The organism is Polaromonas sp. P1_H6, from assembly GCF_056405195.1.
This window is the reverse complement of the sequence record NZ_JBFUCN010000048.1, coordinates 1-16993: the sequence shown is the minus strand read 5'-3', so window position 1 is coordinate 16993 and position 16993 is coordinate 1. Positions and strand designations below refer to the sequence as shown.

The following is a 16993-nucleotide window of genomic DNA, read 5'->3' as shown; positions in this document are numbered from 1 at the left end:
CCGTCCTGGCTGGGCCGAGGAGCGCAGACGTAGGCGGATCAGGGATCGCGCTTGTCTGAGCGAAGCGAGTTTGCGCGAGACCCCGCCGTAGTCGAGCACCGCAGGTTGCCCGAAGCGAAGCGTAGGGACCCAGACTGCGGGTCGCCTTTTTTTGCTTACTTTTTTTGGCGAAGCAAAAAAAGTGAGTCGCATGCCGGGCGACTCCCGGCCAGCCACCCTCAGCAGAGGGCACAACGGCTGGAGCGCCCAAGAGCGCTCAATCGGCTTTGATATTGGCAAGCTTCACAATCCGCCCCCACATCTTCCGCTCACTATCCCCCAAAGCAGCCAGCTCGGCACCACCCATAACCACAGCCTTGGCCCCTTGCTCTTCGGCGCGCTTCTTGAAGCCTTCCGACTCCACCACCTGCTTGATCGCCAGCGAGAGCCGGCCTTGCAGGTCGGCGGACAGGCCCGTCGGCCCGTAGACCGCGAACCACGACGAGGCCACCAGCGGCACGCCGGCTTCGGTGGCGGTCGGCACGTTGGGCTGGGCGGCCAGGCGCGTTCGGCCGGTCACCATCAACGCCTTGAGCTTGCCGGCGCGGATATGGGGCAGCAGCGGCGGTGGCGTGGTGATGGTGAAGTCCACCGTGCCGGCCAGCAGGTCGGTGAGCGCCGGGCCGGTGCCGCGGTAGGGGATGTGCACCATAAAGGTCTTGGTCAGGTCCTTGAGCAGCTCGGTGGTCACGTGCTGCAGCGAGCCGTTGCCGCTGGACGCGTAGTTGACCTTGCCGGGGTTTGCCTTCACGTACTTGAGGAAGTCCGCGAAGTTGTCGGCGGGGAAGTTGCCGCGCACCACCAGCAGCTGCGGCGCGTCGATCAAGTGGCCCAGGGGCTTGAGGTTGGCCGCCGGGTCGAAGCCCGCCACCGGCTGGATCAGTGGCGTGATGCACTGGTAGCCTGAGTACTGCACCAGCAGGCTGGTGCCGTCGGCCGGGGCGCGCGCCACCATCTGGCCGGCGATGTTGCCGTTGCCGCCGCCCCGGTTGTCCACGACCACCGTGGTCTGCAGGATCTTGCCCAGCGGCTCGGCCAGCATGCGCGCCGCGATGTCGGTGGTGCCGCCGGCCGCCGTGGGCACCACCAGCGTGACGGGCTTGCCGGCGAGCTGCGCGCGCACCGGATTAAGCCAGGCGGCTGTGCTGAGCCCGGCGACGGTCAGCAGTGTCCTGCGGGAAATAAAAGTCATGGTCTTGTCTCCAGTCATAGTTTTAGGACGCCGTTTTCAGGCGGGTTCGGAAATCTCTATCAAATTCAGGTCGGGGTCGCGCACATAGACAGAACGGATCTTTTGCGTGGCGCCGGTGCGCAGCACGGGGCCTTCGATCACCGGCCAATGTTCGCGCTCAAGGTGGGCGATCACGTCGGCAAGCGGGACGCTGGCCAGAAAGCACAGGTCCAGGGCACCCGGCACCGGCAGGTGGGCCTTGGGTTTGAATTCGTGGCCTTTGACGTGCAGGTTGATCTTCTGCTGGCCGAATTTGAAGGCCTTGCGTTCCACGGGCGGCGTGCCGCCGGTAAAGGTCTCCAGCGTCATGCCGAGCACGCGCGTGTAGAAGTCCACGCAGGCAGCTTTATCGCCGGTCGTCAGCACGATGTGGTCAAGGGTGCCGATCATGCCGATGCCGCCCTCAGTTCAGCCACATAAGGCGGTGGTTCGTGCAGGTCGGTGATGCGGCCGGCCTTGGCGACCTGGCCGGGTACTTCATGGCCGACGATGGCCGGCATCTGCCGTGCCACGTCCAGCAACCGGGGGATGTCCACGCCGGTGTCGTAACCCATAGCGTCCAGCATGTGAACCGCGTCCTCGCTGCTGATGTTGCCGCTGGCACCGGGTGCGTAGGGGCAGCCGCCCAGGCCGCCCAGCGAGCCGTCAAAACGTGTGATGCCGCCTTGCACGGCGGCCAGCACATTGGCCAGACCCATACCGCGCGTGTTGTGGAAGTGCAGGGTCAGCTGCAGGTTTTTGAAGCGCTGCTGCAGCACCTCAACCATACGGGCGACCTGGGTCGGATGCGCCATGCCGGTGGTGTCGCAAATCGTGAGGCCGCGCACGCGGTCCGCGCCGAAGGCGGCAAAGCGTTCACTCCAGCGCAGCACTTCTGCTTCGGCCACCTCGCCCTCCATCGGGCAGCCGAAGCAGCAGGACAGCGACACATTGATGGGCGTGCGGCCATCGACATGGTGAACCACGTCGGACAGCGCGGCAAAACTTTTCTCGCGGGGCATGCGCAGGTTGGCGAGGTTATGGGTTTCCGACACCGACATCACGAGGTTGAGCTCGTCGGCGCACGACTCCAGCGCGCGCTCCGCGCCGCGCAGGTTGGGTACCAGCACCGTGTATTCCACGCCGGGCACGCGGCGTATGCGGCCCATGACCTCTTCGGCGTCGCGCAGCATGGGAATGGCCTTGGGCGAGGTGAAAGAGGTGACTTCGATCTTGGCGTAACCGCACTCGCTCAGCGCGTCGACCAGCGCCACCTTGTCGTCGGTGGCGATGAAATTGGACTCGATCTGGAAGCCGTCGCGCGTGGCGACCTCATTGAAGTGAATGCGTTTTTTCATGCTGCGTCCGCGTCCTTTCCGGCCACGATGCCTTTGTCTTTCAAGGCTTGGATCTGTACGGCCGACAAGCCCATCTCGCTTAGCACGGCATCTGTGTCCTGGCCGATTTGAGGCGCGTTGCGGCGATGGCCGCCCGGCGTGCGCGAGAGTTTGGGCACGATGCCGGGCACGGTCAGCAGGCTGCCGTCTTCCATGCGCAGCTCGTCGAGCATGCCGCGCGCCTGGTAGTGCGGGTCGGCTGCGATGTCGGCCACGGTGTAAATGCGGCCTGCTGGCACCGAGACCTTGTCGAGCGCCGCCAGCACCTCGTCCACCGTGAGGCCCAAAGTCCATTGGCCTATGGCCGCGTCGATTTCCGCCACGCGTGCGACGCGGCCTGCGTTGTCGGCCAGGGCTGGGTCGCTGCCCAGGTCGGTGCGGCCTATGGTGGCCATCAGGCGCTTGAAAATGCTGTCGCCATTGCCGGCAACCAGCGCGTAGCCGCCGTCCTTGCACAGGTAGGCATTGCTGGGCGCGATGCCTGGCAGGGCGCTGCCGGCCGCGCCGCGCACCACGCCGAAAGCGCTGTACTCGGGCAGCAGGCTTTCCATGCAGTTGAAGACCGCTTCATAAAGCGCCACGTCTATCACCTGGCCTTTGCCTGAGCGCTGGCGCTCCTGCATGGCCAGCAGGATGCCGATCACGCCGTGCAGCGCGGCCAGCGTGTCGCCAATGCTCACGCCCACGCGCACCGGCACGCGGCCCGGCTCGGCCGTCAGGTGGCGCAGGCCGCTCATGGCCTCGGCCACCACGCCGAAGCCCGGCTTGTCGCGGTAGGGGCCGGTCTGGCCGTAGCCGCTGATGCGCAGCATGATGAGGCGCGGGTTCAGCGCCAGCAGTTCGTCGGGGCCCAGGCCCCAGCCTTCCATGGCGCCCGGGCGGAAGTTCTCGATCAGCACGTCGGCATCGGCGGCCAGCCGGCGCACGATGTCCTGCGCCTCGGGGCTTTTGAGGTCCAGCGCCACCGAACGCTTGTTGCGCGACTGCACCTGCCACCAGACCGAGGTGCCGTCTTTCAGCAAACGCCATTTGCGCAGCGGGTCGCCCGCGCCCGGGGTTTCGATCTTGATGATGTCGGCGCCGAAGTCCGCCAGCGTCTTGGCCGCGAAGGGCCCGGCGATCAGCTGGCCCAGCTCCAGCACTTTGAGGCCGGCAAGCGGGCCGGAGGCGGTGGGAGTGGGAAGGGATTGTTCAGTGGCCATGGGCGGCAGTGTGCCGCCCGGGGCCCGCCCCGTCCATTACCGCTTTGGGGCTCGGGCTTTCGCGTTTTGCGAAGGCAAGGCGCCGGCAGGCGCCACCAGGAAGTCCACCAGCGCGGTGATGGCCGCATCGGGCTGGCCCGCCATGGTGGCCGCCAGCAGGCGGCGCCTGGCCCAGGCGTCGGCCAGCGGCCGCCAGCCCAGCTTCATGCTTTTGATGAGAGGCAGCGTCGCGCCCTTGGGCAGGATGGCCACGCCCAGGCCCGAGGCCACCATGTGGCATACCGCGTCGAAGCTGCGCACCTGCATGCGCAGCTTGAGCGGCCGGTTCGCGGCCAGCGCGGCCTGCTGCTGCTTTTGCAGCATGGCGGCGCCGGCGGTCAGGCTGATCCATTCCTCGTCAAGCGCATCGGTAAAAGCTAGCGGCACCTTGCTGCGAGCGAGCGCGTGGCCGGCCGGCAGGATCAGCACCAGTTCGTCTTCGCGAAACAGACGCGTGTCCAGCCCCGTGGTGTCCGGCCCTTCGACAAACACCGCCGCGTCGGCCCGGCCTTCGCGCAAGGTGGCCACCACCGCTTCGGACACCTGCTCCTCGAGGTCGATGTGCACCTGCGGGTGCAGCTCGCCGTAACGCGCGAGCAGCGGCGGCAGGAATTGGCTGATGGCCGCGCTGCTGGCGCACAGGCGTATGTGGCGCGCGATGCCGCGCCGCAGGTCGGCCAGTTCGCCGCCCAGCTGCTCCATGGTTTGCAGCAAAGTCAGGCCGTGCTTGACGAAGACGCGCCCGGCCGCTGTCGGCAAGAGGCCGCGCGCGTGGCGCTCGAACAGGGCCTCACCCAGGGCGTCTTCGAGTTCGCGTATGCGCCGACTGGCCGCAGCCAGTGCCAGGTGCGAGTCGCGCGCCGCCGCGGTCAGGCTGCCGGTTTGCGCGCAGGCCACCGCCAGGCGCACGGACACCAGGTCGAAGCGGGCCAGGTTGTAGTTCACGGGCAGCGCCCTTGAATTTCAGTAGCTTCTCAGGCGGCCTTCTTTTTAGCCGCAGCCTTTTTGGCGGCGGGTTTCTTTGCGATCAGCGTGTCCAGGTTTTTCACGATCTCGCCTTCAATTTTGTCCTTGAACGCACCCAGCAGAAAGCCGAGCCTGGCGTTGAGGTCAAAACTGTCTTTGGTGACCGCCAGCGTGCCGCTGACGCCCGAGCGGGTGAAACTGACCAGGTCTTCGGTCTTGCCTTCCTCGTAGGTGCATTCCATGGCGAACTTTTCTTCGACCTGCTCGGCCCACTTGAAGGCGATCTTGCGTGCCTCAAGAAGGCCCAAGCTGTGTTCGCGCTGGATGTGGATGTCAGCCATTCGAGGTCTCCGTGTTGTTGTGGGTGTTATTCATTTGAAGCGCCTTGCGCCGTTCTTCTTTGGGCAGCCCGGCCAGCCCTTTGACCGCATCATAAAACCGTTGCCAGTCGCGGCCTTCGTGCTCGAACAAAGCTTCGAAGCCGGGTACCAGCTCATCATAGGCGGCCTGCGCGCCGAAGGCCGCGTTGTTGGCGCGCGCCACCCAGGGGTCATAGCCCGCAAAGCCGTCCCACGAAGCCTTGAGGCTGGCGTAGCCCTCGCGAAAACGCTGGAGCGCCTCGGCCTTCAGGGCGGCCTGCGCGGCTTTGCCGGCGGCCGTCGCCGGTTTTTGATCGTAGATCGCGGCCAGCTCAAGCCGCGTGGCCAGCGCCAGCGCGCGGAACTGCCGGCGCCGCCCGTCGAACCGGGCGTAGTCCTGCTGGGCCTTCTGGTTGCCCCTGAGGGCCTCGCTGTCCAGCCAGCGCTGGCTGCCCATGCGCTCGACGGCGGTGGCGAAAGACTCGTTGAACATGGTGTCGTCTTTGGCGTAGACCACCTGGTGCGCCAGTTCGTGAAAGATCAGCCGCGCGAGCTCGCCTTCGGGGTAGCCGATGAAGGTGTTGAGCAGCGGGTCGCCGCCGGCCCAGTTCATCCAGCCCAGCGTCGAATAGGCGGGCACGCCGTAGACGCTGGTCTCCAGGCCTTGCGCCTTGAGCCGTTCGGCCTCGGCGCGCGCCTCGGCCTCATTGAAATAGCCGCGGTAGCCCACACAACCCGTGATCGGGAAGCACCAGGTCTTGAGGGTCAGCGAGAACTCGGGCGCGGCCACCACGTTCCAGACCACGGCGCTGCGGCGCAGGTCGGCATAACGCTTGTAGCTGGGGTTGTCGGGCAGCTTGAGTTCGTTCACGGCAAAGCTGCGTATGCGCTGCGACAGGGCCAGCCGGCTTTTCAGCTGCTCGGAGGCCTGCGCGTCGCCCAGCCAGTCGTCCACCGGGCGGGCCGCGTTGAGCATCTGCAGGTGGCCGCTGACGGACTGCCAGTAATAACCCAGGTCGGCGCAGCCCGCCAGGCCCAGGCCCGCGGCCAGCGCGACGGCCAGCGTGCGTTTGAGGGTGCCGCGTTTCACCGGAACTCCGTTCAGGCGCTCAGGCGGCCTGCGGCTCGCGCTGCACCTGCACCAGGCAGTCGTAAAACACCGGGCCGCGGCCCATGTCGGTCAGGTGCTGGCTGGTGAGCTGGTTGACGTTGGTGCCGTCCAGGCCCAGCTTGCGCCACCAGATGCCCAGGCCGTTGACCACGCCGGGCCGGGCCCGCGCCGAGACCTCGGCCTTGACCCGGTACTCGCCGCGCTGGTTGAAAACCTTGACGATGGCGCCCGTGGTGATGCCGCGTGCCGCGGCGTCGTCGGCGTGGATTTCCAGCACCGGCTCGGCCTCGATGTCGCGCAGGCTTTTGACGTTGACGAAAGTGGAGTTCAGGAAGTTGCGCGCCGGCGGCGAGATCATGGCCAGCGGGAACTGCGCCGAGCTGCCCGCGGCTTCATGGTTGGGTACGTGGCCGGGCAGGCCGTCGGCGCCCTCGGCCGCCAGCCGCGCGCTGAAAAATTCGCAGCAGCCCGAGGCCGTGGGGAAGTTGCCGTCGGCAAAGGGCGCGTCGGGCAGGTCGAGTGTGGCGAAGCCCTTGTCCAGCAGCTGCTGGAAGTCGACCTTGTCGCCGAACACCGCGCGGCACAGCTGTTCGTCGCTGTCGGAAAAGCAGGGTTCATCCAGACCCATATGGGCGGCCAGTTCGCGGAATATCTGGGTGTTGGGCTTGGCCTGGCCCAGCGGCGCGATGGCCGGACGGTTCAGCAACGCGTCGGTATGGCCGTAGGCGCCGTGCACGTCCCAGTGCTCCAGCTGCGTGGTGGCCGGCAGGATGTAGTCGGCGTAATCGGCGGTGTCGGTCTGGAAATGCTCGAGCACCACGGTGAACAGGTCTTCACGCGCAAAACCCTGCACCACCTTGCCGGACTCGGGCGCCACCGCCACCGGGTTGCTGTTGTAGACGATGAGCGCCTCGATTTTCGGGCCGAATTGCGGCGAGGCCGGCGCCAGCAAGGCGTTGCCTATGGTGCTCATGTTGACGGTGCGCGGCTGCCGGCCCTTGAGCAGATCGGGCCGCTGCAGCGCCGCCCTGTCCACCGGGAACAGGCCCGAACTGCTGAGCAGCACGCCGCCGGCGCGGTGCCGCCAGGCGCCCGTGAGTGCGGGCAGGCAGGCGACGGCGCGGGCCGCGTTGCCGCCGCCGTGCACGCGCTGCATGCCGTAGTTCAGGCGTATGGCCGCGGGCTGCTTGTTCAACATGCATTCGCCGTAATCGCGCGCCAGCGAGCGAATCTGTTCGGCCGGCACGCCGCAGACGGCGGCGGCGCGCTCGGGGCTCCAGTGCAGCGCGCGTTCGCGCAGCCCGCCGTCGGGGTCTTGCCAGCCCAGGGTGTGGCGCGCGATGTAGTCGTGGTCCAGCCAGTCATGGGTGATCAGCTCGTGCATCAGCGCGAGCGCCAGCGCGGCGTCGGTGCCGGGCAGCAGCGCGATGTGCTCGTGGCATTTCTCGGCGGTTTCGCTTCGACGTGGATCTATGCAGACGAGCCTGGCGCCGTCGCGCTTGGCCTGCTGCGCATAGCGCCAGAAATGCAGGTTGCTGCCGATGGAATTGCTGCCCCAGATGATGATCAGCTTGGATTCGGCGAAAAACTCCACCCGCATGCCGACCTTGGCGCCCAGGGTCTGCACCAGGGCCTCGCCCCCGGCCGAGGAGCAGATGGTGCGGTCCAGGAAAGACGAACCCAGCCGGTTGAAAAATCGCCCGGCCATGCTTTCGCCCTGCACCTGGCCCATGGTGCCGGCATAGCTGTAGGGGACGATGGCTTCGGGCTCGCGCGCCGCGATGGCCTTGAGGCGAGAAGCGATATCGGCCAGCGCCGCCTCCCAGCTCACCGGCTCGAACTGCCCGCTGCCCTTGGGGCCGCTGCGCTTGAGCGGCCGCAGCAGGCGCTCGGGGTGGTAGGTGCGTTCGGTGTAGCGCGAGACCTTGTTGCACAGCACGCCGCCGGTGTGGGGATGGTCGGGGTTGCCCTGCACGCGGGTGGCCACGCCGCCTTCCACCGTGGTCAGCAGCGAGCAGGTGTCCGGGCAGTCGTGCGGGCAGGCGCCCAGCACCTGTACGGCGGCTGGCTTCAGCCCGGCGTCAGGGTGGGCCGTGGCCTTAGGGGAGATGCTGATGGTATTGCTCATGGTTCAACTTTATATTGACAGTCATCGGGGTAACCCGGGGGAGACACATACTTCATGATTACAACAATGAACGGAATGCGGGCATTCCACGTCGCCGCCAGAATCAGCATGGTAGCGGCCCTGGCCGGCTTGCTCGCGCCAGGGGCCAAAGCCGAGGACGGGATCAGCAAGACCGCCGTCACGCTGGGCCAATCCCTGGCGATGACAGGGCCCGGCGCCACACTGGCCCTGCCTTTCGCGCAGGGCGCGCGGCTTTACTTCGACCGCGTCAACGCGGGCGGCGGCGTCAACGGCCGCAAGATTGAACTCAGCACGCTGGACGACGTGGGCAACCCCGACACCACGCTGGCCAATACCAAAAAACTGCTGGACCAGAAAGTGTTCTCGCTGTTCGGCTACTACGGTTCGGCGCAGGTCACCGCCGTCAACCCGCTGCTCAAGGACACGGACATCCTGCTGTTCGCGCCCATGGCCGGCGCCGACGAGCTGCGCGGCTCGCTCTACCCCAATGTCTATTCGGTGCGGCCCGGCTATTCGGAAGAGGCCGCCATGATCACGCGCCATGCCGAGACCCTGGGCATGCGCAAGCTGGCCATCCTGCACGGCAAGGATCCGGAGTCGCTCGCGGCGCTGGATTCGGCCGAGCGCACCATGGGCGGCCTGGGTGCCAACCTCGTGGCCAAGTCGTCCCTTTCAGGCGGCAGCGTCGCCACCAGCGTGGACCAGGTGCTGGCCAAAAAGCCTGAATCGGTGCTGGTGATCAGCGACGCCTCGGGCGCGGCCAGCGCCATACGCGACCTGCGCGCCAAGGGCTTTCGCGGGCCCATCTACGGCTTTTCGAGCACCGGCGAAAGCCTGCTGGCCGAGCAACTGGGCGCGGCCGGCGCCGGTGTGGTGGTGGTGCGTGTCACGCCCAAGTCGGACAATGCCAAGAGCGTGCTGGTGCGGGAGCTGCAGGCCGACGCGCTGGCGGCCAAGCTCGGCAAGTCCAACGTCTACATGCTCGAAGGCTATATCGCCGCCTGGACCTATGCCGAAGCCCTGCGCAAGGCCGGCAAGGACCCGACCCGGGCCAAGCTGCGCAAGGCGCTGGACGGCCTGCAGGACCTGAACCTGGGCGGCTTTCGCGTCCACTTCGACGGCGACCGCGTGGGCTCCAAGCTGGTCGAGCTCAGCCTGATCGACGCGACCGGCCGGGTCAGGGAATAGGCCGCATTTGCGAAAAGCGGCCAAAAGCTGGCAAATTACTGACAAACAAAGCTTGAAGTAAGACCAAAGTAGTGACCAATCTCACGGGCTTTCGTCCTGTTACCAAAAGGGTAACCTTACTGTAAGTTGTGTTGCGAGAATGAAAGGATGAATCTCACTCGCAGAAAATTCTCCACCGTCGCCGGCGCTTCCATGCTGGCCGGCTTCAACATCGCCCATGCCCAGGCCGACAAGATCATCCTGGGCCAGTCGGCCCCTTTCACCGGCCCCGCTGCGCAGCTGGGCATCCAGTTCTACCAGGGCGCGAAGGTGTACTTCGACCAGGTGAACGAACAGGGTGGCATCAACAAGCGCCTGATCGAGATCCGCAACCTCGACGACGGCTATGAGCCCACCCGCTGTGCCGAAAACACCCGCAAGCTGATCGACGACGAGGTGTTTGCACTGTTTGGCTACATCGGCACACCCACCAGCATCGTCGCCCTGCCGATGGCCACCAAAGACAAGGTCCCGTTTATCGCGCCGTTTACCGGCGCCATGGCCTTGCGTGACCCCTTCAACAAATACGCCTTCCACGTGCGCGCTTCGTATAACGACGAAACCGGCCTTATCGTCAAACAGCTGACCGCCCTGGGGCTGAAAAAAATCGCGGTGTTCTACCAGAACGATGCCTACGGCAAGGCCGGGCTGGACGGCGTGGTGCTAGCCCTGGGTGCGCAGAACCTCAAGCCCGTGGCGCAGGCGACGGTCGAGCGCAATACGGTGGACGTGGCCAAGGCCGTCACCACGCTGGTGGCCGCAGGGCCCGACGCGGTGGTGCAGATCGGTGCGTACAAGGCCTGCGCCGCCTTTATCCGCGAAGCCCGCAAGGCAGGCTATGGCGGCACGTTTTACAACGTGTCGTTTGTCGGCACGCAGGCGCTGGCCGACGAGCTGGGCAAGGATGGAGCAGGCGTGGTGGTGTCACAGGTCATGCCTTCGCCCTACAACGGAGCGCGGCCGATTGTGCGCGAGTTTACCGACGCGGTGAAGGCGGCCGGCAAGGATGCGAAGGTCAATTTTTCCAGCATGGAAGGCTACGTGGCCGCCAAGGTTCTGGTGGAGGGCCTCAAGCGCGGCGGTGCCAAGATGAGCCGTGAGTCGCTGATCTCCGGCCTGGAAGCCATCGGCACCCAGTCGCTGGGCGGGTTCTCCGTGTCGTTCTCGCCGACGGATCATGTGGCTTCGAGCTTTGTGGAGCTTTCGATGCTGACCGGCGACGGTCGCGTCAGGACCTGACTCTTTAGATATCCAAACAAAGCGCCTGACTCAGTCAGGCGTTTTGCTTTGGGGGTTTGGAGCCGCTCACAAAGCCCAGCGTCCTGGCTAGGCGCGTCGCCGCAGACAGCACACCAGTGCGGCAAGGCGGCGCAACAACGCCAGGAGGGTTTTGTGAGCGGCTCTCAGGCGATCTGCCTTGTGGCGATCAGACCCTGCATAAAGGCCTGGCAACGCGCCAGTTGTTCCAGGCTCACGAACTCGTCGGGCTGGTGCGCCTGGGTGATGCTGCCGGGGCCGCACACCACGGTGGGAATGCCCGCGCCCTTGAAGATGCCGGCTTCGGTGCCGAAAGCCACCAGCGTGGTCTGCTGCGTGCCGGCCAGGCGCTGCGCCAGCCGGGTCACGTCGTCGCCGGCCGAGCCCAGGAAGGCCGGCACTTCGCAAATCGTTTCAAAGCTGAAGCCCGCGTCGGGTGCGACTTTTTTCATCGCCGGCTGCGCGCGCTCCGCGTAAGCCCGTATTTCGCGCTGCATGGCCAGGGCGTCGGCCGTGGGCAGGTTGCGGAATTCATAGCGGAACTCGGCGTCGCGCGGCACCACGTTGTCGGCGATGCCGCCGTGGAACTGGCCGACGCTGGCGGTGCTGAAGGGCACGTCGAAGCCCTCGTAGCGCGGCTCGTTGGCCTCAAAGCCCTCGGCCATGTCGCGCAGCTTGCCGACCACGCGCGCCGCCATCTCGATGGCGTTGACCGACTGCGGCGTGAGCGAGGAATGCGCCTCCTTGCCGCGCACGCAGCATTTGTAGCGGTAGACGCCCTTGTGCGCGGTGGCCGGCACCATGCTGGTGGGTTCGCCGACGATGCAGGCCAGCGGCGCGATGCCGGCGTCCTTCATGTCGGCGATCAGCCCGCGCACGCCCAGGCAGCCGACTTCCTCGTCATAGCTCAGCGCCAGGTGCACCGCGAAGGGCGCCTGGCTGTTCAGGAAATCGCCGGCGTGGGCCAGGGCCATGCCGATAAAGCCTTTCATGTCGCAACTGCCGCGGCCGTAGAGCCGACCGCCCTCGATGGCGGCCGACAGCGGGTCCAGCGTCCAATCCTGGCCGTCCCAGGGCACGGTGTCGGTATGGCCCGACAGGATGATGCCGGCCGGCTTGCCTTCACCCAGCGTGGCGAAGAGGTTGGCCTTGGTCTTGCCGGCATTGGTGGTGATGCGGCTGGCCACGCCGAGCCGGGCGAGCTCGTCGCGCACGAAGTGGATCAGTTCCAGGTTGCTGTTGTCGCTGACGGTGTTCATGCGCACCAGGGCCTGGATCAGTTCCAGGGCGCGGGGCGAGACGGCAGGCAGGGTGGCGGGAGGGGAGGCGAGGGAGGCGGCGGGTGCAAAAGACATGGCCCCATTTTGGCCGTATTCGGGAATCCCGGTCAGTTATGCTTGAAGCCCGCTTGCCCACGGGGTGTTTCCCTCCCTTCCTGATGCCCTCTTTGCCTTCCTCATCCTCGCCGTCTTCTTCCCCGCTGGCCCTGGTCCGGCTGATGCGGCCGCACCAGTGGCTGAAAAACGTCTTCGTGTTCGCCGGCCTGGTGTTCAGCCAGAACTGGCTGGACACGGCGCTGGATGTGCGCGTCTTCCACGCTTTTGCCGCGTTCTGCTGCCTCTCCAGCATGGTCTACATCATCAACGACTGGCATGACCGCGCCAGCGACGCCCTGCACCCGACCAAACGCAAGCGGCCCCTGGCCAGCGGCGCGGTGGCGGTCCCCGTGGCCCTGGTGCTGGCCGGCCTGCTGCTGGTGGCGGGGCTGTTGTTGGCGGCTGGCAACCGGACATTGCTGGTGCTGTTGGCGGCCTATGTGCTGCTCAACCTGGCGTATTCGTGGCGGCTCAAGCAGGTGCCGGTGGTCGATGTGTCCATCATTGCCTCGGGTTTCATGCTGCGCCTGCTGGCCGGCACGGTGGCCGTCGGCATCCCGCCTTCGCGCTGGCTGCTGCTGACCGGTATTTTTGTGGCCCTGTTCCTGGGGTTTGCCAAACGCAAGGCTGAAAGCTTCCATGAAGAGGCCAGCCGGCGCGCCGTGATGGCCCACTACCCGTCCGCCCTGCTGGATACTTTCATGGCCGTGACCATGACCGCCACGCTGACCACCTACAGCCTGTTTGCCACCAGCCCCGAAGCGCAACTGCAGCACGGCGAACGCCTGCTCTACACCGTGCCGGTAGTGATTTTCGGCATGCTGCGCTACACCTACCAGGTGCACCGCGGCCATGGCGAAGACGTGGCGCGCGACATGTTGCGCGACCCCTGGATACTGGCGGCCGGCGCGCTGTGGCTGGCCATTTTCCTGAGCCACCGGCTGTGAGCCCTTCGCCCGCCCCGTCCACGCCAGCCGCGGCGGGCGGCCTGCCCTTCAAGCGCCTGCTGCTGGTGCTGGGCGTGGTGGCCACGGCCTACGCGGCCGCCTTGCTGGTTTGGGGCGACAGCCCCAGGGCCTCGCTGGCGCTGCTCTGGTCCTGGACGGGCGCGCAGGCTGCGGGCCTGTGCCTGCTCAACTACCTGCTGCGCGGCCTGCGCTGGCGGCTCTGGATGGCGCACTACGGCCGCCACTTCGGCTGGCTGCAGGGCTTGCGCCTGTATCTGGCGGGCTACGCCTTCACGCCCACGCCCGGCAATGTCGGCGAGGCGGCGCGCGGCCTGATGCTGGCGCGCCAGCCTTTGCGCGCCGGTCAAAGCCTGGCCATCTTCGGCGCCGAACGGCTGGCCGACCTGCTGTGCCTGCTGCTGCTGTGCCTGCCCGCCGCCGGCTGGGTGTTGCGGCATCCCGCGATGCAAGCCATGTCCACGCTGCTGGGAGGATTGCTGGCAGTCGCCGCGCTGCTCTTGCTGGCCGTGCTGGGGCTGCTCTTCAAGCACCGTGCCCGGCTCTTTGAGCGCCTGCCCTGGCTGCAGGAGGCCTGGCATTGCCTGGCGTTGCGTCCCTGGCTCTGGCTGGGGCTGACCCTGACGGCCTGGGCGGCGCAGGGCGTCGCGGTCTGGCTGATCTGTCGCGGCATAGGGGTTCCGCTCGAGCTGCCGACGGCCACGGGCTTTTACGCCGTCGCCATGGTGGCCGGGGCTTTGTCAGCGCTGCCGGCCGGCCTGGGCGGCACCGAGGCTGTGCTGACCGGCCTGCTGGTGGCTCACGGCGCCACGCCCGCGGCGGCGCTGGGTGTCACCGTGCTGGCGCGGCTGCTGACGCTGTGGCTGGCGGTGGCCATCGGCGTGCTGGCCTTGCTTTATAGTGCGGCCATCCGCAAGGAAATCAGCTTCCGCTAGCCTGCTCCAGCCTTGCCCGCGGCGCGTGTTGCCGCCGGCGCCGTTCCCCTTTTCAAGCCTTCATGTCCCAGAACCCCGATTCCGCCGCCTCCGCCGCTTTTCCCGTCATGCTGAGCCGTTGGCTATTGGCCGCCGGCCTGCTTTCGCTCTTGCTGCGGTTCTGGATTTCCGTGACTTTCCCGGTCACCGGTGACGAAGCCTTCTTCTACTGGTGGGGGGTGTACCCCGACTGGGGTTATTCGGACCATCCGCCCATGGTCGGCTGGCTGATCGCCCTGATGCGCGCCACGCTGGGCGACAGCCTGTGGTCCATACGCCTGCCCATCGTGCTGCTGCCGCTGGCGCTGGGCGCGGCGCTGTGGTGGGCCCTCAAGCCCGTCGACAAGGTGCGCGCCGCCTGGGCTGTGCTGTTTTTCTGGCTCGCGCCGCTGAACTGGCTCAACACCCTGATCACCACCGACACGCCGCTGATCTTCTGGTCGGTGCTGTCGGTCGCCGCGCTGATGCGCGCCGAGCGCCGCGCGCAGCTGGACAGCGCCGCCTGGGGCCTGTATGCGCTGTCCGGCGTGTTCCTGGGCTGCGCTTTTCTTTCCAAGTATTTCTCGGTGGTGCTGGGCTTCAGCTACCTCGTCTACTTTGTGCTGTACCGCCGCGAGCGCCTGGCCGGTTTTGCCCTGCTGGTGCTGTGTGCCTTGCCCGGCCCGGCGATCAACATCGCCTACAACATGTCGCACGGCTGGTCCAACATCATGTTCAATGTGTACAACCGCAATGAAGATGCCGCCTTTGAATGGCGCAAGCCGCTGACCTATATCGGCATGATGGTTTACCTGGTCACGCCGGCCGCGGTATGGATGGCGGTGCGCTACCGCCAGTCGCTGCTGGCGGCGGCGCGCTCGCAGCGCCTGCTGGCCTGCCTGGTGGTGGTGCCCCTGTTGTTCTTCGCGCTGCTGTCGGCCAAAAAAGTGATAGGCCTGCACTGGGTGTTGTCCTTTTACCCCTTCGGCTTCGCCTTTTTGGCCTTTGCCCTGCCGGCCGACAAACTCAAGGCCTGCGCCAAAGGGCTGGCCGTGTTCGCCGGCCTGCATGTGCTGGTGGTGGCCGGGCTTTACATGACCACGCTGGACACCTGGCGCACGACAAAGCTCTATCCGCAGATCATCCGCAGCTACAAGACCGCCGAGATGCTGAAACAGGTCACGGCACCCGGCGTGGTGTTGATGGGAGAGGCTTATACGCCGGCGTCGATATTCGGTTTTGAACGCCGCCAGTACATGCCGGTGTTCGGCGTCGGCAAGTTCCACGCGCGCCAGGACGACATGCTGGTGGATTTTTCGCTTTACCAGGGCAAGACGATTCGTGTCATCCTCGCCGACAAGCCGCGGCTGGAGGAGTTTGAACCTTATTTCGCCTCGGTGCGCGTGCTGAGCTTCGAGCAGAACGGCGTGCCTTTTTACGCCGTCGAAGGCGCGGGCTTCAACTACCCCGCGTACCGCGAAGGCGTGCTGGGCACGGTGTTCAAGCGCTACTACAACATTCCCTTCTGGCTGCCCATGACCGGCTGCCCGTTTTGCCAACGTTACTGCGGGCAGGTGCGATGCTACCGGTAGGGGGCGCCGCCGCTGCAGCCGTGGTGGCCGCCTTTGACTTCGACGGCACGCTGACCCGGCGCGACACCTTCACGGTCTTCCTCGCGCGCGGCCTGGGCTGGCCGCGCTTTATGTGGGCCCTGCTGCGCTGCTCACCGTGGCTGGCCGGTTATGCGCTGCGCCTGGTGCCCAACAACGTCGCCAAAGCCAGGCTCATGCAGGCCACGCTGGCCGGCCGCAGCGTCGCCGAAATGCAGGGCTGGACCGCGCAGTGGCTGGCCAAGGATTTCCCCGGCCAGCTGCGCGAGGACGCGATGGCGCACCTGGCCCGGCACCGCGAAGCCGGGCACTGCTGCGTGATGGTGAGCGCCTCGCCGGATATCTACCTGGCGCAGGTGGCGCAGCAGTTGGGCTTTGACGTGCTGCTTTGCACCGAAATGGAAGTCACCGGTGAGGGCGAGGCACGTCGCCTTACGGGGCGGATGCGGACGCCGAATTGCCATGGGGAGCAGAAGGTTGCCAGGCTGCGCGCCTGGGCGGCTGGGTATTTTGGTTCGGCTGGGCTGGAGGGGGTGACGCTGTATGCCTATGGGGATACTTCTGGGGATAAACCTATGTTGCGGTTGGCTCGGTATGCCTGGTACCGGGGGGAGCCTTGGTCGGAGTGAGTGGCTTCTGCTCCCTCTGCTGAGGGTTGCTGGCCGGGGTCGCCCGGCATGCGACTCACTTTTTTTGCTTCGCCAAAAAAAGTAAGCAAAAAAAGGCGACCCGCAGTCTGGGTCCCTACGCTTCGCTGCGGGCAACCTGCGGTGCTCGACTCCGGCGGGGTCTCGCGCAAACTCGCTTCGCTCAGACAAGCGCGATCCCTGATCCGCCTACGTCTGCGCTCCTCGGCCCAGCCAGGACGGGGCAATCGGGAACGGAAGCGGGAACAGAAGACAGAAATACAAAGAACAAACCAAGACAAACAAGGACTCGCCACGGCGAGTCCTTGTTTCTTCAGGTATTGGATTTGGTATTCCKTCCCCACCCCTTGTGGATGCGCCGAGGAGCGCAGGTTCAGGCGGATCAGGGATCGCGTTGTCTGAGCCGAAGGCGAGTTTAGCGAGACCCCGYCTGRACCGAGCACCGCAGGTTGCCCGTAGCGAAGCGAAGGGACGCAGCAACCAGGG

The 16993-nt window shown here is 66.2% G+C and carries 15 protein-coding genes; 6 read left to right on the top strand and 9 right to left on the bottom strand.

Annotated features, from left to right (window positions below):
- Positions 1-256: 256 nt before the first annotated feature.
- The 8 genes from AC1D1F_RS24155 to AC1D1F_RS24120 are packed head-to-tail and all read right to left on the bottom strand — an operon-like array spanning position 257 to position 8451.
- Positions 257-1231: a Bug family tripartite tricarboxylate transporter substrate binding protein gene (locus AC1D1F_RS24155; RefSeq protein WP_477697145.1), complete on the bottom strand. Its 975-nt coding sequence runs from the start codon at positions 1229-1231 to the stop codon at positions 257-259.
- Between the two features lie 36 nt (positions 1232-1267).
- Entirely contained in the window at positions 1268-1660 is a 393-nt protein-coding gene (locus AC1D1F_RS24150; RefSeq protein WP_477697146.1) for a VOC family protein, read from the bottom strand.
- Positions 1657-2607, bottom strand: a complete 951-nt coding sequence (locus AC1D1F_RS24145) for a hydroxymethylglutaryl-CoA lyase (protein WP_477697147.1) — start codon at positions 2605-2607, stop codon at positions 1657-1659. Before AC1D1F_RS24145 ends, AC1D1F_RS24150 begins: the two co-directional genes overlap by 4 nt.
- Positions 2604-3848 (bottom strand): CaiB/BaiF CoA transferase family protein, encoded by a 1245-nt coding sequence (locus AC1D1F_RS24140; RefSeq protein WP_477676662.1) that lies wholly within the window; start codon positions 3846-3848, stop codon positions 2604-2606. The genes AC1D1F_RS24145 and AC1D1F_RS24140 overlap by 4 nt, the downstream gene beginning before the upstream one ends.
- A 36-nt stretch (positions 3849-3884) precedes the next feature.
- Positions 3885-4832, bottom strand: coding sequence for a LysR family transcriptional regulator (locus tag AC1D1F_RS24135; protein WP_477676661.1), 948 nt, complete (start codon positions 4830-4832; stop codon positions 3885-3887).
- Positions 4833-4861: 29 nt separating this feature from the next.
- On the bottom strand, positions 4862-5194 hold the full coding sequence (locus AC1D1F_RS24130) for a polyhydroxyalkanoic acid system family protein (protein ID WP_477676660.1): 333 nt from the start codon (positions 5192-5194) through the stop codon (positions 4862-4864).
- Positions 5187-6302, bottom strand: coding sequence for an aminopeptidase (locus AC1D1F_RS24125; protein WP_477676659.1), 1116 nt, complete (start codon positions 6300-6302; stop codon positions 5187-5189). Before AC1D1F_RS24125 ends, AC1D1F_RS24130 begins: the two co-directional genes overlap by 8 nt.
- Before the next feature lie 19 nt (positions 6303-6321).
- On the bottom strand, positions 6322-8451 hold the full coding sequence (locus AC1D1F_RS24120) for a molybdopterin-containing oxidoreductase family protein (protein ID WP_477676658.1): 2130 nt from the start codon (positions 8449-8451) through the stop codon (positions 6322-6324).
- 75 nt (positions 8452-8526) lie between these two features.
- Here AC1D1F_RS24120 and AC1D1F_RS24115 point away from each other — a divergent pair, with 75 nt between their 5' ends.
- Together AC1D1F_RS24115 and AC1D1F_RS24110 are read left to right on the top strand one after the other, a co-directional pair.
- On the top strand, positions 8527-9660 hold the full coding sequence (locus AC1D1F_RS24115; RefSeq protein ID WP_477676657.1) for an ABC transporter substrate-binding protein: 1134 nt from the start codon (positions 8527-8529) through the stop codon (positions 9658-9660).
- 147 nt (positions 9661-9807) lie between these two features.
- On the top strand, positions 9808-10938 hold the full coding sequence (locus AC1D1F_RS24110; RefSeq protein ID WP_477676656.1) for an ABC transporter substrate-binding protein: 1131 nt from the start codon (positions 9808-9810) through the stop codon (positions 10936-10938).
- A gap of 164 nt (positions 10939-11102) precedes the next feature.
- Here the strand turns inward: AC1D1F_RS24110 and argE are convergent, their stop codons facing one another.
- Positions 11103-12311 (bottom strand): acetylornithine deacetylase, encoded by a 1209-nt coding sequence (gene argE / locus AC1D1F_RS24105; protein WP_477676655.1) that lies wholly within the window; start codon positions 12309-12311, stop codon positions 11103-11105.
- An 83-nt stretch (positions 12312-12394) separates the two neighbouring features.
- Here argE and AC1D1F_RS24100 point away from each other — a divergent pair, with 83 nt between their 5' ends.
- The 4 genes from AC1D1F_RS24100 to AC1D1F_RS24085 all read left to right on the top strand — a co-directional run bounded on the left by AC1D1F_RS24100 (position 12395) and on the right by AC1D1F_RS24085 (position 16489).
- The gene (locus AC1D1F_RS24100; protein WP_477676654.1) at positions 12395-13279 is read left to right on the top strand and encodes a decaprenyl-phosphate phosphoribosyltransferase; all 885 of its coding nucleotides are present in this window, start codon (positions 12395-12397) and stop codon (positions 13277-13279) included.
- Positions 13276-14232, top strand: coding sequence for a lysylphosphatidylglycerol synthase transmembrane domain-containing protein (locus AC1D1F_RS24095; protein ID WP_477676653.1), 957 nt, complete (start codon positions 13276-13278; stop codon positions 14230-14232). The genes AC1D1F_RS24100 and AC1D1F_RS24095 overlap by 4 nt, the downstream gene beginning before the upstream one ends.
- Before the next feature lie 62 nt (positions 14233-14294).
- Positions 14295-15842 carry an ArnT family glycosyltransferase gene (locus tag AC1D1F_RS24090; protein ID WP_477676652.1) on the top strand — a complete coding sequence of 516 codons (1548 nt, stop codon included), beginning with the start codon at positions 14295-14297 and terminating at the stop codon, positions 15840-15842.
- On the top strand, positions 15830-16489 hold the full coding sequence (locus tag AC1D1F_RS24085) for an HAD family hydrolase (protein WP_477697150.1): 660 nt from the start codon (positions 15830-15832) through the stop codon (positions 16487-16489). Before AC1D1F_RS24090 ends, AC1D1F_RS24085 begins: the two co-directional genes overlap by 13 nt.
- The last annotated feature ends 504 nt before the right edge of the window (positions 16490-16993 follow it).